Genomic DNA, 15,767 nt, shown 5'->3' with positions numbered 1-15,767 from the left:
TTTGTGTGAACCGATCCATTTATCAGGAATTACAGGCCGCCGCCGAGCGTGTATGCGTCAGCAAGGACGGCCCAGCATGGCAAAACCTGAACCAGGCGCAGGATGAATTTGACGCGCTTCTGCCGCGCGTCCTCCACCGCAGCTTCCGTCGGGTGTGCGACCAGGCGGTTGCCGCGGCCGCAGAGCATGGCGAGGATTGCTTCCTGCTCGGGCTGCGCTGCGGCCTGCTGCTGATGGCGGACGCGCGGGCGCTCGACGGAGCATAGCCGCGCAAGGATTTCCGTGGACTTTGCCCGCCCGCTTTGCTATAATAGGGGCATAGAAAAATCTATGGAGGAATACGGCAATGACCGATGAAAAAATCGCGCGCATCAACGAGCTGGCGAAAAAAGCCAAGGCCGAAGGGCTGAGCGAGGCGGAAAAGGCCGAGCAGAAAGCCCTGCGCGAGGAATATATAGCGGGCTTCCGCAAAAGCTTGAAGGCACAACTGGACCGGACGGTCGTCCTCAATCCGGACGGCACCTCCTACAAGCTGCGGCAGAAAAAAGGCGGGCATTGATGCGCCTGCCGGAGCATGTTGCCGCCGCGATCATGCGCCTGGAGGCGGCGGGGTTTGAAACCTGGGCGGTCGGCGGCTGTGTGCGCGACAGCCTGCGAGGTGATCCGCCGCATGATTGGGATTTGTGTACCGCCGCGCGGCCGGAGGAGATGCGGGCGGTGTTTGCGGGTGCGCGCGTGTTGGAAACCGGCCTGAAGCATGGCACGCTGACCCTGCTGACGGAAGAAGGTCCGCTGGAAATCACGACCTTCCGCGCGGATGCCGGTTATTCGGACGGGCGGCATCCAGACACCGTGTTGTTCGTGCCGGAGGTGCGCGCTGATCTGGCGCGGCGCGATTTCACGGTAGGAGCAATGGCATGGCACCCGCAGCGCGGGCTGTGCGACCCGTTCGGCGGGCGGGACGACCTGAAAAATGGTATCCTGCGCGCGGTCGGCGATCCGGATGCACGCTTCCAAGAGGATGCGCTGCGCATTCTGCGCGCGGTGCGGTTTGCCGCCCAGTTCGGCTTTACAGTGGAGCCGCGGACCGCAGCCGCCATGCGCCGCCAGACAGGGCGACTGGAATGCATTGCCGCCGAGCGCGTGCGCGCGGAGCTGACCGACACGCTGTGCGGACGGTTCGCGCAGCGCGCGCTGATGGGCTTTTCCGATATTTTTGCCGCGGCGCTGCCCGAACTGCGGCCGATGCTCGGCTGCGCCCAGCAAAACCCGCACCATCGGTACGATGTGTGGGAGCACAGCGTCCGCGCGGTCGGGCAGGTGCCGGCAGAACCTGTGCTGCGCTGGTCCATGCTGCTGCACGACTGCGGCAAGCCCGCCTGCAAAACCGTGGATGCAAATGGCGTCGGCCATTTTTACGGCCACCCCAAGGCCAGCCGTGAAATCGCGGCTGGTATCTTGCGCCGCCTGCGTTTTTCGGGCGAGGATACGGCCCGCATCCTGCTGCTGGTCGAACAGCACGACCTCCCTCTGGGCGATAATGGTCGGCAGGTGCGCCGCCGTCTGTCGCAGATCGGGGAGGCCAGGTTCCGCGACCTGCTGGCCATCAAAAAAGGGGACGCGGTCGGACAGGGAACGCATCCGGAGGATATCGCTTGGCTGCATGCGATCGAAAAACGGCTGAACGGCGTGCTGGCGGCGGAGGATTGCTTTTCTCTGCGCCGGCTCGCGGTGGATGGAAACGACATCAAGACGCTCGGCCTGTCCGGCCCGGCGGTCGGGGAGATGCTGCGCGCATTGCTCGACGCGGTGATCGAGGAACAGGCCGCAAACACGCGGGAGGCGCTCCTCGCGCTCGCCCGCGCCCGAATGGAGGAACGACATGACGAGCAAAGAACTGTTTATCGAGACTTATAACAAGAATATCCGCCGCCCGGGCGCGGAAAAGCTGCTGGCGTGGATGGAAAGCACGGACTTTTTCACCGCTCCCGCGTCCACGCGCTTTCACGCCGCGTATGAGGGCGGCCTGCTCGACCACTCGCTTAACGTATACAATGTGCTGATCTCCAAGCACTACGATCCGGCGGGCGATGATATCGAGAGCTTTACGATCGCCTCGCTGCTGCATGATCTGTGCAAGGCGGGCTTTTACAAGACCGAGCTGCGCAACCGCAAGAACGACCGCGGCGAGTGGGAAAAGGTGCCGGTTTACGCGATCGACGACCAGTTTCCCTATGGACACGGCGAGAAATCGGTGTACCTGATCGAGCGCTTCATGCGCCTGAAAACCGAGGAGGCAATGGCGATCCGCTGGCATATGGGCGGGTTTGACGATTCCGTGCGCGGCGGCAGCTTTTCGCTTGCGCACGCATTCGAAAAGTATCCGCTCGCGGTCAAGCTGCATCTGTCCGATCTGGAAGCTACTTATCTGCATGAGAATAGGAGCGAGTAAGGCATGAAAACAAAGGAATATACCCTGCATACCGAACGGGAGGGCCTGTACGACGTGACCGCGCAGGTGCGCGAAGCAGTGCGGGAAAGTGGCGTGCAGAGCGGTGCTGCGGTCATATACTGTCCGCACACGACCGCCGGCATCACGATCAATGAAAACGCTGATCCGGACGTGCGGCACGACTTGCTGCTGGGGTTGCGCGAAGCCTTTCCCGACCGGCGCGCGTTCCGGCATGCGGAGGGGAACTCCGCCGCGCATTTGAAGTCGAGTTGCGTTGGCACGAGCCAACTGGTGCTGGTCGAGGACGGATGCCTGCTGCTGGGGACTTGGCAGGGTGTGTATTTCTGTGAGTTCGACGGCCCGCGCACCAGACGCTTTCAGGTAAAGGTGCTGGGGGATAGCGCCGTCGGATGAGCCTGTTCCGCAGAGGGGATACCGCTGACGGATAGGAAACGGGAAGCATGCTGCAGACCGGCCGTATCCGGCCGGTCTTTGTGTTGCGGATACAAGCAGGACTGTCAGAAAAATGCACAGAATAAAAATATGGTTTTGGGTGAGAAAAAACAAAGAATCACTCCTGCGGAAAATTCTCAGAGAAATTTGAAAAAAAGTACTTGACATTTTGGTTAGCTTATGCTAACTTATATTCAGGTTAGCCGAGGCTTACTGATATGCTCGATGACCGGTGCCGCTTTCGCGGAACGGAGCGGCGCACCATACATACACAGCTTCCTCTGTATTTTGCGCATCTATCCGAACAAAACAGACCGTTAAGACTGCGCGGCCGTATGGCTAACCGCGGCCGCGCTGTTCGGAACGTTGCGGATAAAGGAAACTGATCCGGTAAAAATACAGGGCAGGAGGTGCGTGACAAGATGATGAACCAACTGGACCGACAGCTCGCGGCGTATTGCTCGCCGACGCTGGCGGGGATTAAACCAGCAAGCCTGGTATCGTTCGACCGCGCGCTGTATCCCGATCTGCCACAGCGTCTGAAAACTTACCGCGAGGCGTTTGCCCCGCGCGGCATGTGCTTTGAGATCGTCTGTGCCTGCCGCGGGCGGTATCTGCTGATGGTCTACCAAAAGCAGGCGCTCGAGCGGCATATGGCGGAGCCTTGTGTGCAGCATGTGCTGGCGTCGTTCGGCTACCCAGCCGGCCAGCCGTTGCAGGACCTCTTGCGGGAGCTGAAGCGCAGGATCGCGCTTTCCGAAACCTTCCCGCATGAAATCGGTCTGTTCCTGGGATATCCGATCGAAGATGTCGTGGGGTTTATCCGGAATGCCGGACGGGGCTGCAAGCTCAGCGGCTACTGGAAAGTATATGGCGACGCGCAGGCTGCGTCGCGGTTGTTTGACCGCCTTTCGCGGGTGTGCCGCGCGGTGACAAAACGGATCGAGCAAGGGGAAACGCTGCTCGAGGTGTTTGCCGCGGCATAGGCGCAAAGCGTTTCATAATGCATCTAAAATAATCAACAATAATCAACAGGAGGATTTGACAGAAATGAGCAAAGCTGCAGTAATTTATTGGAGCCAGACCGGCAATACCGAGCAAATGGCAACCGCGATCGCGGAAGGAATCCGCGAGGGCGGCATGGAATGCGATCTGCTGAACGTGGCGGATACCAACGCCGGCGCTGCGGCAGGATACGATAAGATTGCGCTTGGCTGTCCGGCGATGGGCGCGGAGGTGCTCGAGGAAGCGGAGTTCGATCCGTTCTTCACCGAGCTGGAGAACAGGCTCGCGGGCCGCAAGGTCGCGCTGTTCGGCTCCTACGGCTGGGGCGACGGACAGTGGATGCGCGACTGGGTGCAGCGCACCAACGATGCAAACGCCAATATTTACACGGACGAAGGCCTGATGATCAACGAGACGCCCGACGAAGACGGGCTGGCCAAGTGCAGGGAGTTCGGCAAAGGCTTTGCCGCTTACTAAGACAATTTCCCGCGCCGGCGCGCCTTTTCGCGCGAAGCGCGTATTCGATTGGCTTTCCGCGGTTTTCCGCGGAAAGCCGCGGAAACACACAGCGTGTGTTTGAATACCCGTGCGGAGAAAGGCTTCGCGTGCCGGAGCGTTTCGAAGCAGCAGGCGCATCCGCGCGCAGCGCGGTGCGTCCCTCGATGGAAGCCGTCGGCTTCCATCGAAAATAAACCGGTCATACCCGCCGCGACGGCGGTGGTTATGATACAAATATCCTTTCTTGTCCCGGGGGAAACCCCAGGGTATACTGCCCGGTATGCCCAACATAACATGAGCCCGCGGCTGTCCGGAACAACGGCTGCGGGCTTCCTCCTGCCCGACTGGCAGGAATGGGAAGCACTGTACAAATTAGCTGCCGCAAACCCTGCTGTTCTTGGTGAGAATTGACAAACCTGTTCCGGTCCGCTTGACAAATAAAGTTAGCGATGGTAAACTTAGCACGGTTAAGGGGTTAGAAAGAGCTAACCCCTGCTTTACAGGGTTTGGGTTAGCTCCTACTAACAAAGAAAAGGAGAGGATTGCTATTATGCCGCTTACGATGATAGACGCCGGTGTGGAGACTACGGTAAAACAGATCCACGGTCGGGATCAGACACGCCGGTTCCTGCAGAACCTTGGTTTTGTCGAGGGGGCGAAGGTGAGGGTCGTCTCTTCTTTGCAGGGCAACCTGATCGTATCCGTAAAAGACGTCCGCGTTGCGATTTCGCAGCAGATGGCGTCTCGTATCTATGTCTGAAGGGGGAAAAACAATGGGCAATCTGAGAACTACGCCGTGCGGCGCAACTGTTACCGTGCGTAAGATCGAGGGCGAGGGCGCGACCCGTCGCCGCATCATGGATATGGGGCTGACGCGCGGGGCTGAGGTATATGTCCGCAAGGTGGCGCCGCTGGGCGATCCGATCGAAGTCACGGTGCGCGGCTATGAGCTTTCGCTGCGCAAGGCGGATGCGGAAAAAGTACTGGTTGACTAAAAAATTGCACATAGGTTAGCGAAAGCTAATTGAAAGGAAGGGGAAACAACATGTCTATTCGTTTGGCGCTTGCCGGCAACCCGAACTGCGGCAAGACCACGATGTTCAACGACCTGACCGGCGCGACGCAGTATGTCGGCAACTGGCCGGGCGTTACCGTGGAAAAGAAAGAGGGCCGCTGGAAAGCGGACAAGGAAATCCGTATCACCGACCTGCCGGGTATTTACTCGCTTTCGCCGTATACGCTGGAGGAAGTGGTCGCACGCGACTATCTGGTGGGGGAAAAGCCGGATGCCATCATGGATCTGGTGGATGCGTCCAACATAGAGCGCAACCTGTACTTAACCACCCAGCTGCTCGAAATGGGTATTCCGGTCGTCGTGGCCCTGAACATGATGGACATTGTGGAGAAGCGCGGCGATGTGATCGACGTGAAGAAGCTGTCCAGCCTGCTGGGCGTGCCGGTCGTGGAAACCGCGGCGGTCAAGGGCAAAGGGACAAAGGAACTGGTGGAGGCCGCGAAGAAGGCGGTGTCTGCCGGCAAGCTCCCGCCCCAGCATGAATTTCCGGAGAATATTGAAAAGGCGCTGCAGCAGATCACGGACATGATCGCGGGCGTGACCGAGGAAAGCCAGCGCCGCTGGTATGCGGTCAAGCTGTTCGAGCGCGATCAGAAGGTGATGGCCCGTTTCCAGTTCAGCGTGGATACGCAGGCAAAGCTGGAAGCCATCATCAGCGCCGTCGAGGAGGAACTGGACGATGACGCGGAATCCATCATTACGGATGCGCGCTACCAGTATATCGGCGGCATTGTCAAGGCCTGCGTCAAAAAGAAAAAGACCGGCATGACCGTGTCGGACAAGATCGACCATATCGTGACCAACCGCATCCTGGCGCTACCGATCTTTGCGCTGGTCATGTTCATTGTGTATTATGTATCGGTGACCACGGTCGGCACCATCCTGACCGACTGGGCCAACGACGGCGTGTTCGGCGACGGCTGGCATCTGGCCGGCTATGGCGCGGGCGCGTATGAGGAAGCCGGAGCGGAATACGAAACGCAGACCGCTTACCGCGACGCATGGCTGGCGGCCGCGGAAGAGGGCGGCGTGGATGTTTCGGCCATTACCGAGCAGTTGGAGGCCGAGGAGCCTGACGCCGACGTGCTTGCGGGCGCAACCGCCGCGCTGGCTGCGGACGCTTCCGCAGCCGATATCGTAGGCACCGCGGCGTTTGAGGACGAGGAGACCGGCACGGTCACCGAGGAAGCGGTTGACTTCGGTATGTTTGAAACCGCGATGGCGGCCGAGGAGCCGGATCCGGCGAACTATGGCATTTGGGTGCCTGGCATTCCCGTGTTGCTGGAAGGCGCGCTGGGCGGCCTTGGCATCGCTGACTGGCTGTACAGCCTGATTATGGATGGAATTGTTGCCGGCGTCGGCGCGGTGCTGGGCTTTGTCCCGCAGATCTTGGTGCTGTTCATCTTCCTGGCGTTGCTGGAGGACTGCGGCTACATGGCGCGCGTCGCGTTCATCATGGACCGTATTTTCCGCAAGTTCGGCCTTTCGGGCAAGTCCTTTATCCCCATGCTGATCGGCACGGGCTGCGGCGTACCCGGCGTCATGGCGTCGCGCACGATCGAGCAGGAGCGCGACCGGCGCATGACGATCATGACGACTACGTTTGTACCCTGCGGCGCGAAGCTGCCAATCATCGCGCTGATCGCGGGCGCGCTGTTCGACAACGCGGGCTGGGTTGCGTTCTCCGCCTATGTGATCGGCGTGCTGGCCATTATTGTTTCGGGCATCATGCTCAAAAAGTTCAGGATGTTCGCGGGCGAACCGGCGCCGTTTGTTATGGAGCTGCCTGCCTACCATACGCCCACTCTGGTCAACGTGCTCCGCTCGATGTGGGAGCGCGGCTGGTCGTTCATTAAAAAGGCCGGTACGATCATTCTGCTCTCCACCATCGTCCTCTGGTTCCTCCAGAGCTATGGCTGGGAGAACGGCGCGTTCGGCGCGGTCGAGAATATCGACAACTGCATTCTGGCCGGCATCGGCAACGCGCTTGCACCGATCTTTGCGCCGCTTGGCTGGGCAAGCTGGCAGAACGTGGTGGCAACCGTCACCGGCTGGATCGCCAAGGAGAACGTCGTCGCCACCTTTGGACAGACCTATGGCTTTGCCGAGGTCGCGGAAGATGGCGTGGAAATCTGGGCCAACCTGCAGGCTTCCTTCACCGCGGTCAGCGCGTATTCGTTCATGTGCTTCAACCTGCTTTGCGCACCGTGCTTCGCGGCGATGGGCGCAATCAAGCGTGAGATGAACAACGCCAAGTGGACCTGCTTTGCGATTGGCTATATGATGGTGTTTGCGTATGCGGTTGCCCTGATGGTTTACCAGTTCGGCGGCCTGCTCACGGGCGAGCTTTCGTTCGGCGTGGGTACCATTGCGGCGGTTATCGTCCTGGCGCTGATGATCTACCTGCTGGTCCGTAAGCCGGCCAAGGCCGACGGTGCCGAGGGGCTTCGCAAAATGAGCGTGCAGGCGTAACGCCGCGCGGCACCCTGGAAAGGAAGCGTGACTATGTTATCTATCGTTTCTAACCTTGTGGTCGGCGCGCTCGTTGCCGCCGCCATATTCTTCGCAGCGCGCAGTGTTTACCGCCAATTCCAATCCGGCGGCTGTTCCGGTTGTTCGGGCGGCTGCGGCAAATGCAGCGGTGGAAGCTGCCACTGCGAGCCGAAAAAGTAAAGAAACGCCCATCCGGCACTGCCGGATGGGCGTTTTATCATGTCAACGGAACAGGTCGGGCAGGAACAGGTCGCGCCGGGGGATACGCGCCCAGGAAAAGTGGGGGATCAGTTCGCGCGCGGCGGCCGGCTCTGGCCGTTCGGTCAGGCCGGCGGCATAAGCCAGCGCGCCGACGACCTGCTCGGGGGAGAACCGCTGGCGCAGCCGGCCGAGGTCAAGGTCTTCGTCCCGCTTGCTCAGCCTGCGCCCGTCATGGTCGCAGAGCAGCGGGATGTGGAAGAACGCGGGCGACGGAAAGCCGAATAGCCGGTGCAGCCAGATCTGGCGCGGCGTGGAGGAGAGCAGGTCAGCCCCGCGCACTACCTCGGTCACGCCCGAGAGCGCGTCGTCCACAACGACCGCAAGCTGGTAGGCGAACACACCGTCCGACCGGCGGATAATAAAGTCCCCGCACTCCCGCGCGAGGTTTTCGCTGTATGCGCCGAACACCCCGTCCGTGAACGAAACGGTTTCGTCCGGCACTCGCACCCGTGTTGCCGGGGCGCGTGTTTTCCACTTTTCCGCAGCCTGCTCAGCCGTCAGCCCGCGGCAGGTGCCGGCATAGACCACGCGCCCATCGGAAAGATGCGGGGCGCTGGCGGCGTGCAGCGCGGCGCGCGAGCAGAAGCAGGGGTAGAGCAGCCCCTTGCCGCGCAGCATAGTCTCGTATGTTTCGTAAACAGCGGCGCGCTCGGATTGATAGGGAACCTCGCCGTCCCAATCCAAACCGAGCCAGCGCAGGTCGTCCAGGATCAGGTCCGCATAGCGGCGCGGGCAGCGCATTGCGTCCAGATCCTCAATGCGCAGCAGATAGCGCCCGTTTTGACGCCGCGCGCTCAGCCATGCCAGCAGCGCGCACAGCACGTTCCCCAGGTGCATGCGCCCGCTCGGGCTGGGCGCAAAGCGTCCGATGGTATGCATGGGCAAAGCCCCCTTTCGCCTCCCTATCTTACCATAAATGGAATGGGCTTTGCAACGGCGGTTTTTTTCGGTATAATAGAAACAATATTCAGGAGGTGGAAAAATGAAAAAGAAATGGCTTTCCCTATTGCTCGCCGTGCTGTGCCTGTGCGGGCTGGCAGCGTGCAAGGGGGATACGCCGGCGGATACGGCGCCGCCGGACGCGCCTGCGCAGGTAGAGACGGGAACCGGCGGCGAAGCGGCGGAAGACAGCGTGGAAGCAGCGGCGGGCGTTGCGGAAGAGGATATCTCCGCGGCCGAGCATTATGTCAATAACCTGCCGCTCGAATCCCAGGTCGCGCAGATGTTTTTTGCGCGCTGTCCGGAGGCCGACGCGGCGGTACTCGCCGGTCAGTACGATATCGGCGGCTATATCCTGTTCGGCCGCGACTTTGAGGGGCAGACCAAGGAGAGCGTGGCCGCGGTCATCCAATCCTATCAGGATGCGGCGGCGACCCCCATGCTGATCGGCGTGGACGAGGAGGGCGGAACGGTCGTCCGTATTAGCTCCAACCCCAATTTCCGCGCGGACAGGTTCTGGTCGCCGCAGGCGCTGTATAACGAGGGCGGCTTTGCGCTGATCACGAGCGATGCCAAGGAAAAGGACGAGCTGCTCGCCTCGATCGGTGTAAACGTCAACTTTGCGCCTGTGTGCGATGTATCCACCGACCCCGCGGACTTCATCAACGCCCGCGCTTTCGGCAGGGACGCAGCGCAGACCAGCGAATACGTCCGCACGGTCGTCGCGCAGATGCTGTCCGACCAGATCGGCATGGTGCTCAAGCATTTCCCAGGCTATGGCAATAATTTGGACACGCATACCGGCATCGCCATCGACGAGCGGCCCATCGAATCATTTCGGGAAAGCGATTTCCTGCCGTTCCGAGCGGGGATCGACGCGGGCGCGCAATCGGTCCTGGTCAGCCATAATATCGTGACCTGCATGGACGCCGAGCTGCCCGCCTCGCTCTCCCCCGCGGTGCATCAGGTGCTGCGGGACGAACTGGGCTTTGACGGCGTGGTCATGACCGACGACCTTATCATGGAGGCGATCACGGACTATACGGGCGGCGCGGACGCGGCGGTGCTGGCGGTGCAGGCGGGCAACGATATGCTGGTTTCCTCGGATTTCGTTACGCAGTATAACGCGGTGCTGGCGGCGGTGCAGGACGGTACGATCAGCGCTGACCGGATACGGGAATCCGCGATCCGCGTGATCCAGTGGAAAATCGATCTCGGCCTGCTGGCGGTTTGATAAAAAATCTCCCCTCGGGGAGATTTTTTATTACCAGTCTGTAGCTGAGCAGCTTTTCCTGTTTTTTTGCAAATACTACTTGACAAATGCTGCAAACCCCTGTATCCTAATTCATATAAAACACCTATGAATAGTGGAAATAAAGGGAGGCGGCAGTCCATGATGCTTCCGCGAGGGAAACGATGTACCGGCGGGCTGTAACATAGACAGGCCCTGGTTCGATAAATATTCACATAACGGAAAGGCGGTAATTCACCATGTCTGATATTAAAAGAAGCTTTGCCGAACTGATCGGCAACACCCCGCTGTACGCGGCGGATAAATTTGCTCAGAAGTCCGGCGCGGGCGCCGAGATCCTGGCAAAGCTGGAGTATTTCAATCCTGCGGGCTCGGTCAAGGACCGCATCGCCAACGCGATGATCGACGACGCAGAGGCGAGCGGCGCGTTAAAGCCCGGCGCGACCATCATCGAGCCGACGAGCGGTAACACTGGCATCGGCCTGGCGGCGGTCGCGGCGGCGCGTGGCTACCGGATCATCCTCACTATGCCGGAAACCATGAGCGTCGAGCGTCGCAATATGCTGAAAGCATACGGCGCGGAGCTGGTACTGACCGAGGGGGCGAAGGGTATGTCCGGCGCGATCGCGCGTGCGGATGAGCTGGCAAAGAACATCCCGAACAGCTTTATTCCCGGCCAGTTTGTCAACGCGGCCAACCCGGCGGCGCACCGTGCGAGTACGGGACCGGAGATCTGGAGCCAGTCGGGCGGCAAGGTGGATATTTTTGTCGCGGGCGTCGGCACGGGCGGCACGGTTACCGGCGTCGGCCAGTATCTCAAGGAGCAGGACCCGAACGTCAAGGTCGTGGCGGTGGAGCCGGATGAATCCCCCGTGCTGTCCACTGGAAAGGGCGGTCCGCATAAGATACAGGGCATTGGCGCGGGCTTTGTGCCGCAGGTGCTGGATACCAAGGTGTATGACGAGGTCATGCGCGTCAAGGGCGAGGACGCGTTCGCGACCGCGCGGGTGTTCACGCACAGCGAGGGTCTGTTCGTCGGTATTTCGTCCGGTGCGGCGCTGTGGGCGGCGGTCGAGCTTTCCAAGCGACCGGAGAACGCAGGCAAGACCATTGTCGCGCTCCTGCCCGATACGGGCGACCGGTATCTGTCCACCCCGCTGGTCAGCGATTGAGCCTGCGGCTCTTCCATTCGATACAGCAAGCGGCGGAGCATATGCTCCGCCGCTTTTTACGCCCAGAAAAGGGCGGGGAAAGAAAAATTTTTGAAAGGCCGAACCAAAGCCCCGCCTGTTCCATCTAATGAAGCGAAAGCAGGTTGAGGCGGCCGCCAAACGCTTTCGGAAAGGAACGACCCGCCTATGATGGACAAAGCAGAATTCACCGCCGCAGTGCTGGAAGCAGAGCCGGCGCTATACCGCGTCGCAAAGGCCATGCTCCGCAGCGAGCAGGACTGCGCGGACGCAGCGCAGCAGGCTATCCTGCGCGCGTGGGAGCAGCTGGATACGCTGCGCCGGCCGAAATATTTCAAAACCTGGTTGACGCGCATCCTGATTAATGAATGCCGCGCGATCCTGCGCCTGCGGCAGCGGCTCGCGCCCTATAAGCAGGAGCAGGCCGAGTGTATCCCCGCACCGGCGGCGGACGACCACAGCGACCTGTATGAAGCGCTGCTGTCGCTGGATGAAAAATACCGCCTGCCGGTGGTGCTGTTTTACCTGGAGGGCTTCAAAACGCGCGAGATCGCCAGCCTGCTCGGGGTGCCGGAGGGTACGGTCAAAAGCAGGCTGCGGACAGCGCGCGAGCTGCTCCGCAAGGATTTGGAAGGAGCGTGTTTTGCATGATGCACCCGAATGATTTTCCCCAGATGACCCCGCAGTTTGACCAGCGCGTCCGCGCGGCGCTGGAGAGCCTGCCCGAGCGTCCGTGCCGGACGCGGCGTTTCCCATGGAAGCGCGTGGTATCGATCGGCTGTGCCGCCGCGCTGTGCATCGGCGGCACAGCGTTTGCGGCGGGCGTCAGCGGCGGCTTTCCGCTGCTTTTCCCCAACGGCACGGACGCGCCCCTCACGGACTATGTCGCCGCCTCCGAGCCGGGTACGCTGACGGATGAGAACGACCAATACCGCCTGTCGGTGGAATCGGTTCTGTTTGACGAGAGCGCGGGCGTGGGCATCGTCAGCCTGCACCTGCAGAATAAGTCGGGCGATGGGGTGATGCCGTTCGCCGTGATCGAGCTGCTGCCAGAGTATCAAAACCAGCCCGACCTGGTTTGGAGTACTCTGTCCGAATGCTGCGCCGTGCAGGATGGGCAGTACAATTTCAGCGTGATGTACGGCGAATATGGCTTCTGCGGCAGCCGCTTCTATCTGGATAAGAGCCGTTCGACCGAAAACGATTACTATTTGGAAGGCGCTTTCATCCCCAGCGGCGACTACTCGGCGGGTACGCCCCTGCGCCTTGTTATGCAGGAACAGGGCAGGGAGCAGGTGGTTTCCAACGGTGCAAGCATCGGCCTGGTCGCGCTGGAGGTGCCTCTGCCGGAATTCCAGCGGATGCCCAGCTACACGAGCGCGGACAGGGCCGTCACGCTGTCTCAGATCGGCCTGCGCATCACCTCGCAGCAGACGGGGGATATAATCGTGGACGCGGTGGAATACATTGCGGTGAAGATGCGGGATGGCTCTGTAGTAGTTATCACCGACCAGGCAAACCATATCGACCGCACCCTGTATGCGCTTGGCTTTGGCGCGGATGCCGGCTTTGACTACGAAGCCGCCGTGTATGTGCTTGCGCGGACCTTTGACCTTGCGGATGTGCAGGCGGTCGTTATAAACGATACCGAGTATCCGCTTTCCGCCTGACCTAGAGGGAAAAGCAAAACAGGCCGCGGTTTGCGGCCTGTTTTTTCACCCGGCGGTGCCGGAAGCGCAAAAATAAAATTAATAGGTAAACAACTGAGCCCAGTACGGCGTGCCGCCTACCACGGAGTAGCCGACGCCGATGGTGGTGAAGTTCTTGCTCATAATATTCGCGCGGTGTCCGGACGAGTTCATCCACGCGGTGACGACCGCCTGCGGCGTACTCTGGCCGTAGGCGATGTTTTCACCCGCGCCGCGGTAGGAAACGCCGGCCTCGGTCAGCGCAGTCGAAAAAGAGGAGCCGTTGGGACGGGTGTGCGAGAAGGACTGCGCGGATTCCTGTGCGCGCACCTGCGCCGCCTGCTGCACGCGGGCGTCGATCGTCAGGGGAGACAGGCCCTCCTTGGCGCGTTCCGCATTTACCAGCGCGACGACCTGGGAGGCGAAGCTGCCCTGGGAGGAGCCGGTATCGCCGTCCGGCGTCTGCTCGGTATCATTGTCCGGCGTACCCTCGGGACGGTTGTTGTCTGGAAGCTGGCCGGGCTGGTCGTCCGGCTGGTTCTCCGGCTCGTCGTCCGGCGTCTGGTCGGGAAGCTCTTCGCCCGGCGTATCCTCCGGTGTCTGCTCCGGTGTATCCTCCGGCTGTTGGTCGGGCGTTTCGTCCGGCGTCTGCTCCGGCTTGTTGTCAGGCTTTACGACCGGACAGTTGACCTGCTGGCCGCAGAACGAAATATCAAAGCGGTCGCACAACCGCTGGAGCAGCTGGCGCTGGGACTGGGAAGCGAATATGGTGGGGTTGTAGAATTTGCTCATATCGAGATTGGCCGCGCCGGCCGCAGCGGTGGTCGAAATGGTCAGCGCTAACGCCAACGGTACGATTTTCTTGAACTGCATATTTGGATACCTCCTTGGTTTTCGTAGAGTAAACTGGATTGTTTTACTCTCTGGGGCAAAGTATAGCGCATTTTGTAACCGTTTTGCAATGGAAATAGCTGCCGCCCACGGATATATACAGCAGAATCCGGCCGGAAAAGGAATTTTCCGGCCGGATTTCCCGTATTTTATGGGAGTTTTTCAATTTCATAGAGGTTGTTGAGTACCAGCCAAAGCTGGGGAAAGTACCGCATGATATTCCAGATGCTGATGCCGTGCAGCTGGTATTCGCCGGCCAGCGCAAGCTTGGTGCGGATCGAACGGGCGTCCTCGAACCAGACCTCGTGCTCGGCACGGTCGCGCCAGTAATTATAATGCGGCGACTGGGCGGTTTCGTCGAATTGGATGGGCGCGCCGACTTGGATCGCCTGCTCGACCGCCTGAACATTGCCGAGGCTCCGTGCGCGCGTCTGTCCTTTTATATAGGGGAGAGACCAGACGTAACCATAATTTGGAATGCCCATAAAGATTTTCGCGGGCGGGATGACCGAGGTGGCGAACCGGACGACTGGCTCTATCTTGTTGATGGGGGCGACCGCCATAGGCTCGGAAAGGGCGTATCCCCATTCATAGGTCATCAGCAGCACATAGTCCGCGGCCTCGCCAAGCATTTGGTAATCGTGCGCCTCGTATAGGAGCCCGCGCTGCCCGGCCGAGGTTTTGGGGGCGAGCGCGACCATGACGATCTTGCCGAGCGGCTCCAGCCGCGCGCGCACCTCACGGATGAAAGCGGTATAGCTTTCCGCGTCCTCGGGCGGGATGTACTCAAAATCAATGTCCACGCCAGCATATCCCTGTTTTTCCAGGGTTTGAACAAGGTTATCGATCAGCGCCGCGCGCGTGGACGGATTTTGCAGCACAAGATGCGCTCGTTCGCCGGAAAACTGGCCATCCTCGCCGAGCGTGGTCAGAACCAGCAGCGGCTTGACCTGATATTGCCGCGCCATGCGGATCAGCAGGTCGGCATTCTGTGGGAGAATGCGGCCGGTACGGTCAAAGCCGTAGGAAAAAACGGATAAGTACGTCAGATAGGGCAGGGTCTTGCGCAGCAAGCGCGGGTCGATATTCGGATACGCATATCCGTTGACCGCAAAGGCGCCGAGCTTGGGCGTCGGATAGGAAAGCACGAGCATCTGGCCGGGATAGATGCGGTCTGTGCCGCCGAGTTGCGGGTTGTTCTGCCAGAGGGACAGGACGGTCGTGCCGTGCCGCGCCGCAATGCTGCCGAGCGTATCCCCGCGTTTGACCAGATAGGTTTCGGAGGGCTGCGGCACCACGATCGTCTGTCCAGGAGTCAGCCGCGCCGGTTCGCGCAGCTCGTTCTGCTGGATGAGGAACGGGAGCGGCACGCCGTGCGTCTGTGCGATGCGGTAAAGCGAATCGCCGGGCTGTACGACATGAATTACCATAGAAAAACCACCTTTCCCTGCAATCTATGCTGGAATGGGAGAGGTTGCCAATAGTCGTGCGCGGCGCATGGATTTCGGAAAAGCGAAAAAGCGGTTGACAAAGGGGAAAGGGAAGTGTATTATAATGATATTAAATTAAT

18 protein-coding genes are annotated in these 15,767 nt (G+C 60.3%); 15 read left to right on the top strand and 3 right to left on the bottom strand.

Annotated elements, in window-relative coordinates; all coding sequences use genetic code 11:
• The first annotated feature begins 5 nt into the window (after positions 1–5).
• From DBQ51_RS04595 to DBQ51_RS04540, 11 genes are all read left to right on the top strand, one after another.
• Entirely contained in the window at positions 6–266 is a 261-nt protein-coding gene (locus DBQ51_RS04595; RefSeq protein ID WP_054327734.1) for a hypothetical protein, read from the top strand.
• 80 nt (positions 267–346) lie between these two features.
• Positions 347–559, top strand: a complete 213-nt coding sequence (locus DBQ51_RS04590; RefSeq protein ID WP_054327735.1) for a DUF896 domain-containing protein — start codon at positions 347–349, stop codon at positions 557–559.
• Entirely contained in the window at positions 559–1,917 is a 1,359-nt protein-coding gene (locus DBQ51_RS04585; protein ID WP_107630904.1) for a CCA tRNA nucleotidyltransferase, read from the top strand. Before DBQ51_RS04590 ends, DBQ51_RS04585 begins: the two co-directional genes overlap by 1 nt.
• Positions 1,883–2,452, top strand: a complete 570-nt coding sequence (locus tag DBQ51_RS04580; protein WP_054327737.1) for an HD domain-containing protein — start codon at positions 1,883–1,885, stop codon at positions 2,450–2,452. The genes DBQ51_RS04585 and DBQ51_RS04580 overlap by 35 nt, the downstream gene beginning before the upstream one ends.
• Before the next feature lie 3 nt (positions 2,453–2,455).
• Entirely contained in the window at positions 2,456–2,866 is a 411-nt protein-coding gene (locus tag DBQ51_RS04575) for a secondary thiamine-phosphate synthase enzyme YjbQ (protein ID WP_054327738.1), read from the top strand.
• Positions 2,867–3,327: 461 nt separating this feature from the next.
• A complete protein-coding gene (locus DBQ51_RS04570) occupies positions 3,328–3,891 on the top strand; it encodes a DUF3793 family protein (protein WP_054327739.1) in 564 nt (187 codons plus the stop codon).
• Between the two features lie 64 nt (positions 3,892–3,955).
• Positions 3,956–4,387, top strand: coding sequence for a flavodoxin (locus tag DBQ51_RS04565; protein ID WP_054327740.1), 432 nt, complete (start codon positions 3,956–3,958; stop codon positions 4,385–4,387).
• Between the two features lie 571 nt (positions 4,388–4,958).
• A complete protein-coding gene (locus tag DBQ51_RS04555; RefSeq protein ID WP_207724445.1) occupies positions 4,959–5,168 on the top strand; it encodes a FeoA family protein in 210 nt (69 codons plus the stop codon).
• A gap of 13 nt (positions 5,169–5,181) precedes the next feature.
• Positions 5,182–5,403, top strand: a complete 222-nt coding sequence (locus DBQ51_RS04550; RefSeq protein WP_054327742.1) for a FeoA family protein — start codon at positions 5,182–5,184, stop codon at positions 5,401–5,403.
• A gap of 50 nt (positions 5,404–5,453) precedes the next feature.
• Positions 5,454–7,955: a ferrous iron transport protein B gene (gene feoB, locus DBQ51_RS04545; RefSeq protein ID WP_107630903.1), complete on the top strand. Its 2,502-nt coding sequence runs from the start codon at positions 5,454–5,456 to the stop codon at positions 7,953–7,955.
• 33 nt (positions 7,956–7,988) lie between these two features.
• Complete coding sequence (locus DBQ51_RS04540) at positions 7,989–8,156, top strand: FeoB-associated Cys-rich membrane protein (RefSeq protein ID WP_082397256.1); 168 nt, start codon at positions 7,989–7,991, stop codon at positions 8,154–8,156.
• A 42-nt stretch (positions 8,157–8,198) separates the two neighbouring features.
• Here DBQ51_RS04540 and gluQRS read toward each other — a convergent pair whose 3' ends face one another.
• Entirely contained in the window at positions 8,199–9,116 is a 918-nt protein-coding gene (gene gluQRS / locus DBQ51_RS04535; RefSeq protein ID WP_107630902.1) for a tRNA glutamyl-Q(34) synthetase GluQRS, read from the bottom strand.
• Positions 9,117–9,219: 103 nt separating this feature from the next.
• Between gluQRS and DBQ51_RS04530 the strand changes: the two genes are divergently transcribed.
• From DBQ51_RS04530 to DBQ51_RS04515, 4 genes are all read left to right on the top strand, one after another.
• The gene (locus DBQ51_RS04530; RefSeq protein ID WP_107630901.1) at positions 9,220–10,410 is read left to right on the top strand and encodes a glycoside hydrolase family 3 N-terminal domain-containing protein; all 1,191 of its coding nucleotides are present in this window, start codon (positions 9,220–9,222) and stop codon (positions 10,408–10,410) included.
• A 257-nt stretch (positions 10,411–10,667) separates the two neighbouring features.
• On the top strand, positions 10,668–11,600 hold the full coding sequence (cysK, locus tag DBQ51_RS04525) for a cysteine synthase A (protein ID WP_054327746.1): 933 nt from the start codon (positions 10,668–10,670) through the stop codon (positions 11,598–11,600).
• 186 nt (positions 11,601–11,786) lie between these two features.
• Positions 11,787–12,269 carry a sigma-70 family RNA polymerase sigma factor gene (locus tag DBQ51_RS04520; RefSeq protein WP_242977825.1) on the top strand — a complete coding sequence of 161 codons (483 nt, stop codon included), beginning with the start codon at positions 11,787–11,789 and terminating at the stop codon, positions 12,267–12,269.
• Entirely contained in the window at positions 12,266–13,288 is a 1,023-nt protein-coding gene (locus tag DBQ51_RS04515; RefSeq protein WP_107630900.1) for a hypothetical protein, read from the top strand. Before DBQ51_RS04520 ends, DBQ51_RS04515 begins: the two co-directional genes overlap by 4 nt.
• Before the next feature lie 78 nt (positions 13,289–13,366).
• Here the strand turns inward: DBQ51_RS04515 and DBQ51_RS04510 are convergent, their stop codons facing one another.
• Positions 13,367–14,179, bottom strand: a complete 813-nt coding sequence (locus tag DBQ51_RS04510) for a CAP domain-containing protein (RefSeq protein WP_199855179.1) — start codon at positions 14,177–14,179, stop codon at positions 13,367–13,369.
• Positions 14,180–14,346: 167 nt separating this feature from the next.
• Positions 14,347–15,627 (bottom strand): glycosyl hydrolase family 18 protein, encoded by a 1,281-nt coding sequence (locus tag DBQ51_RS04505; RefSeq protein ID WP_107630899.1) that lies wholly within the window; start codon positions 15,625–15,627, stop codon positions 14,347–14,349.
• Positions 15,628–15,767 lie beyond the last annotated feature (140 nt).

It is taken from the genome of Agathobaculum massiliense, from assembly GCF_900291975.1.
GTDB classification, from domain to species: Bacteria; Bacillota; Clostridia; order Oscillospirales; family Butyricicoccaceae; genus Agathobaculum; species Agathobaculum ammoniilyticum.
This window is presented reverse-complemented; position numbering and strand designations above follow the sequence as displayed.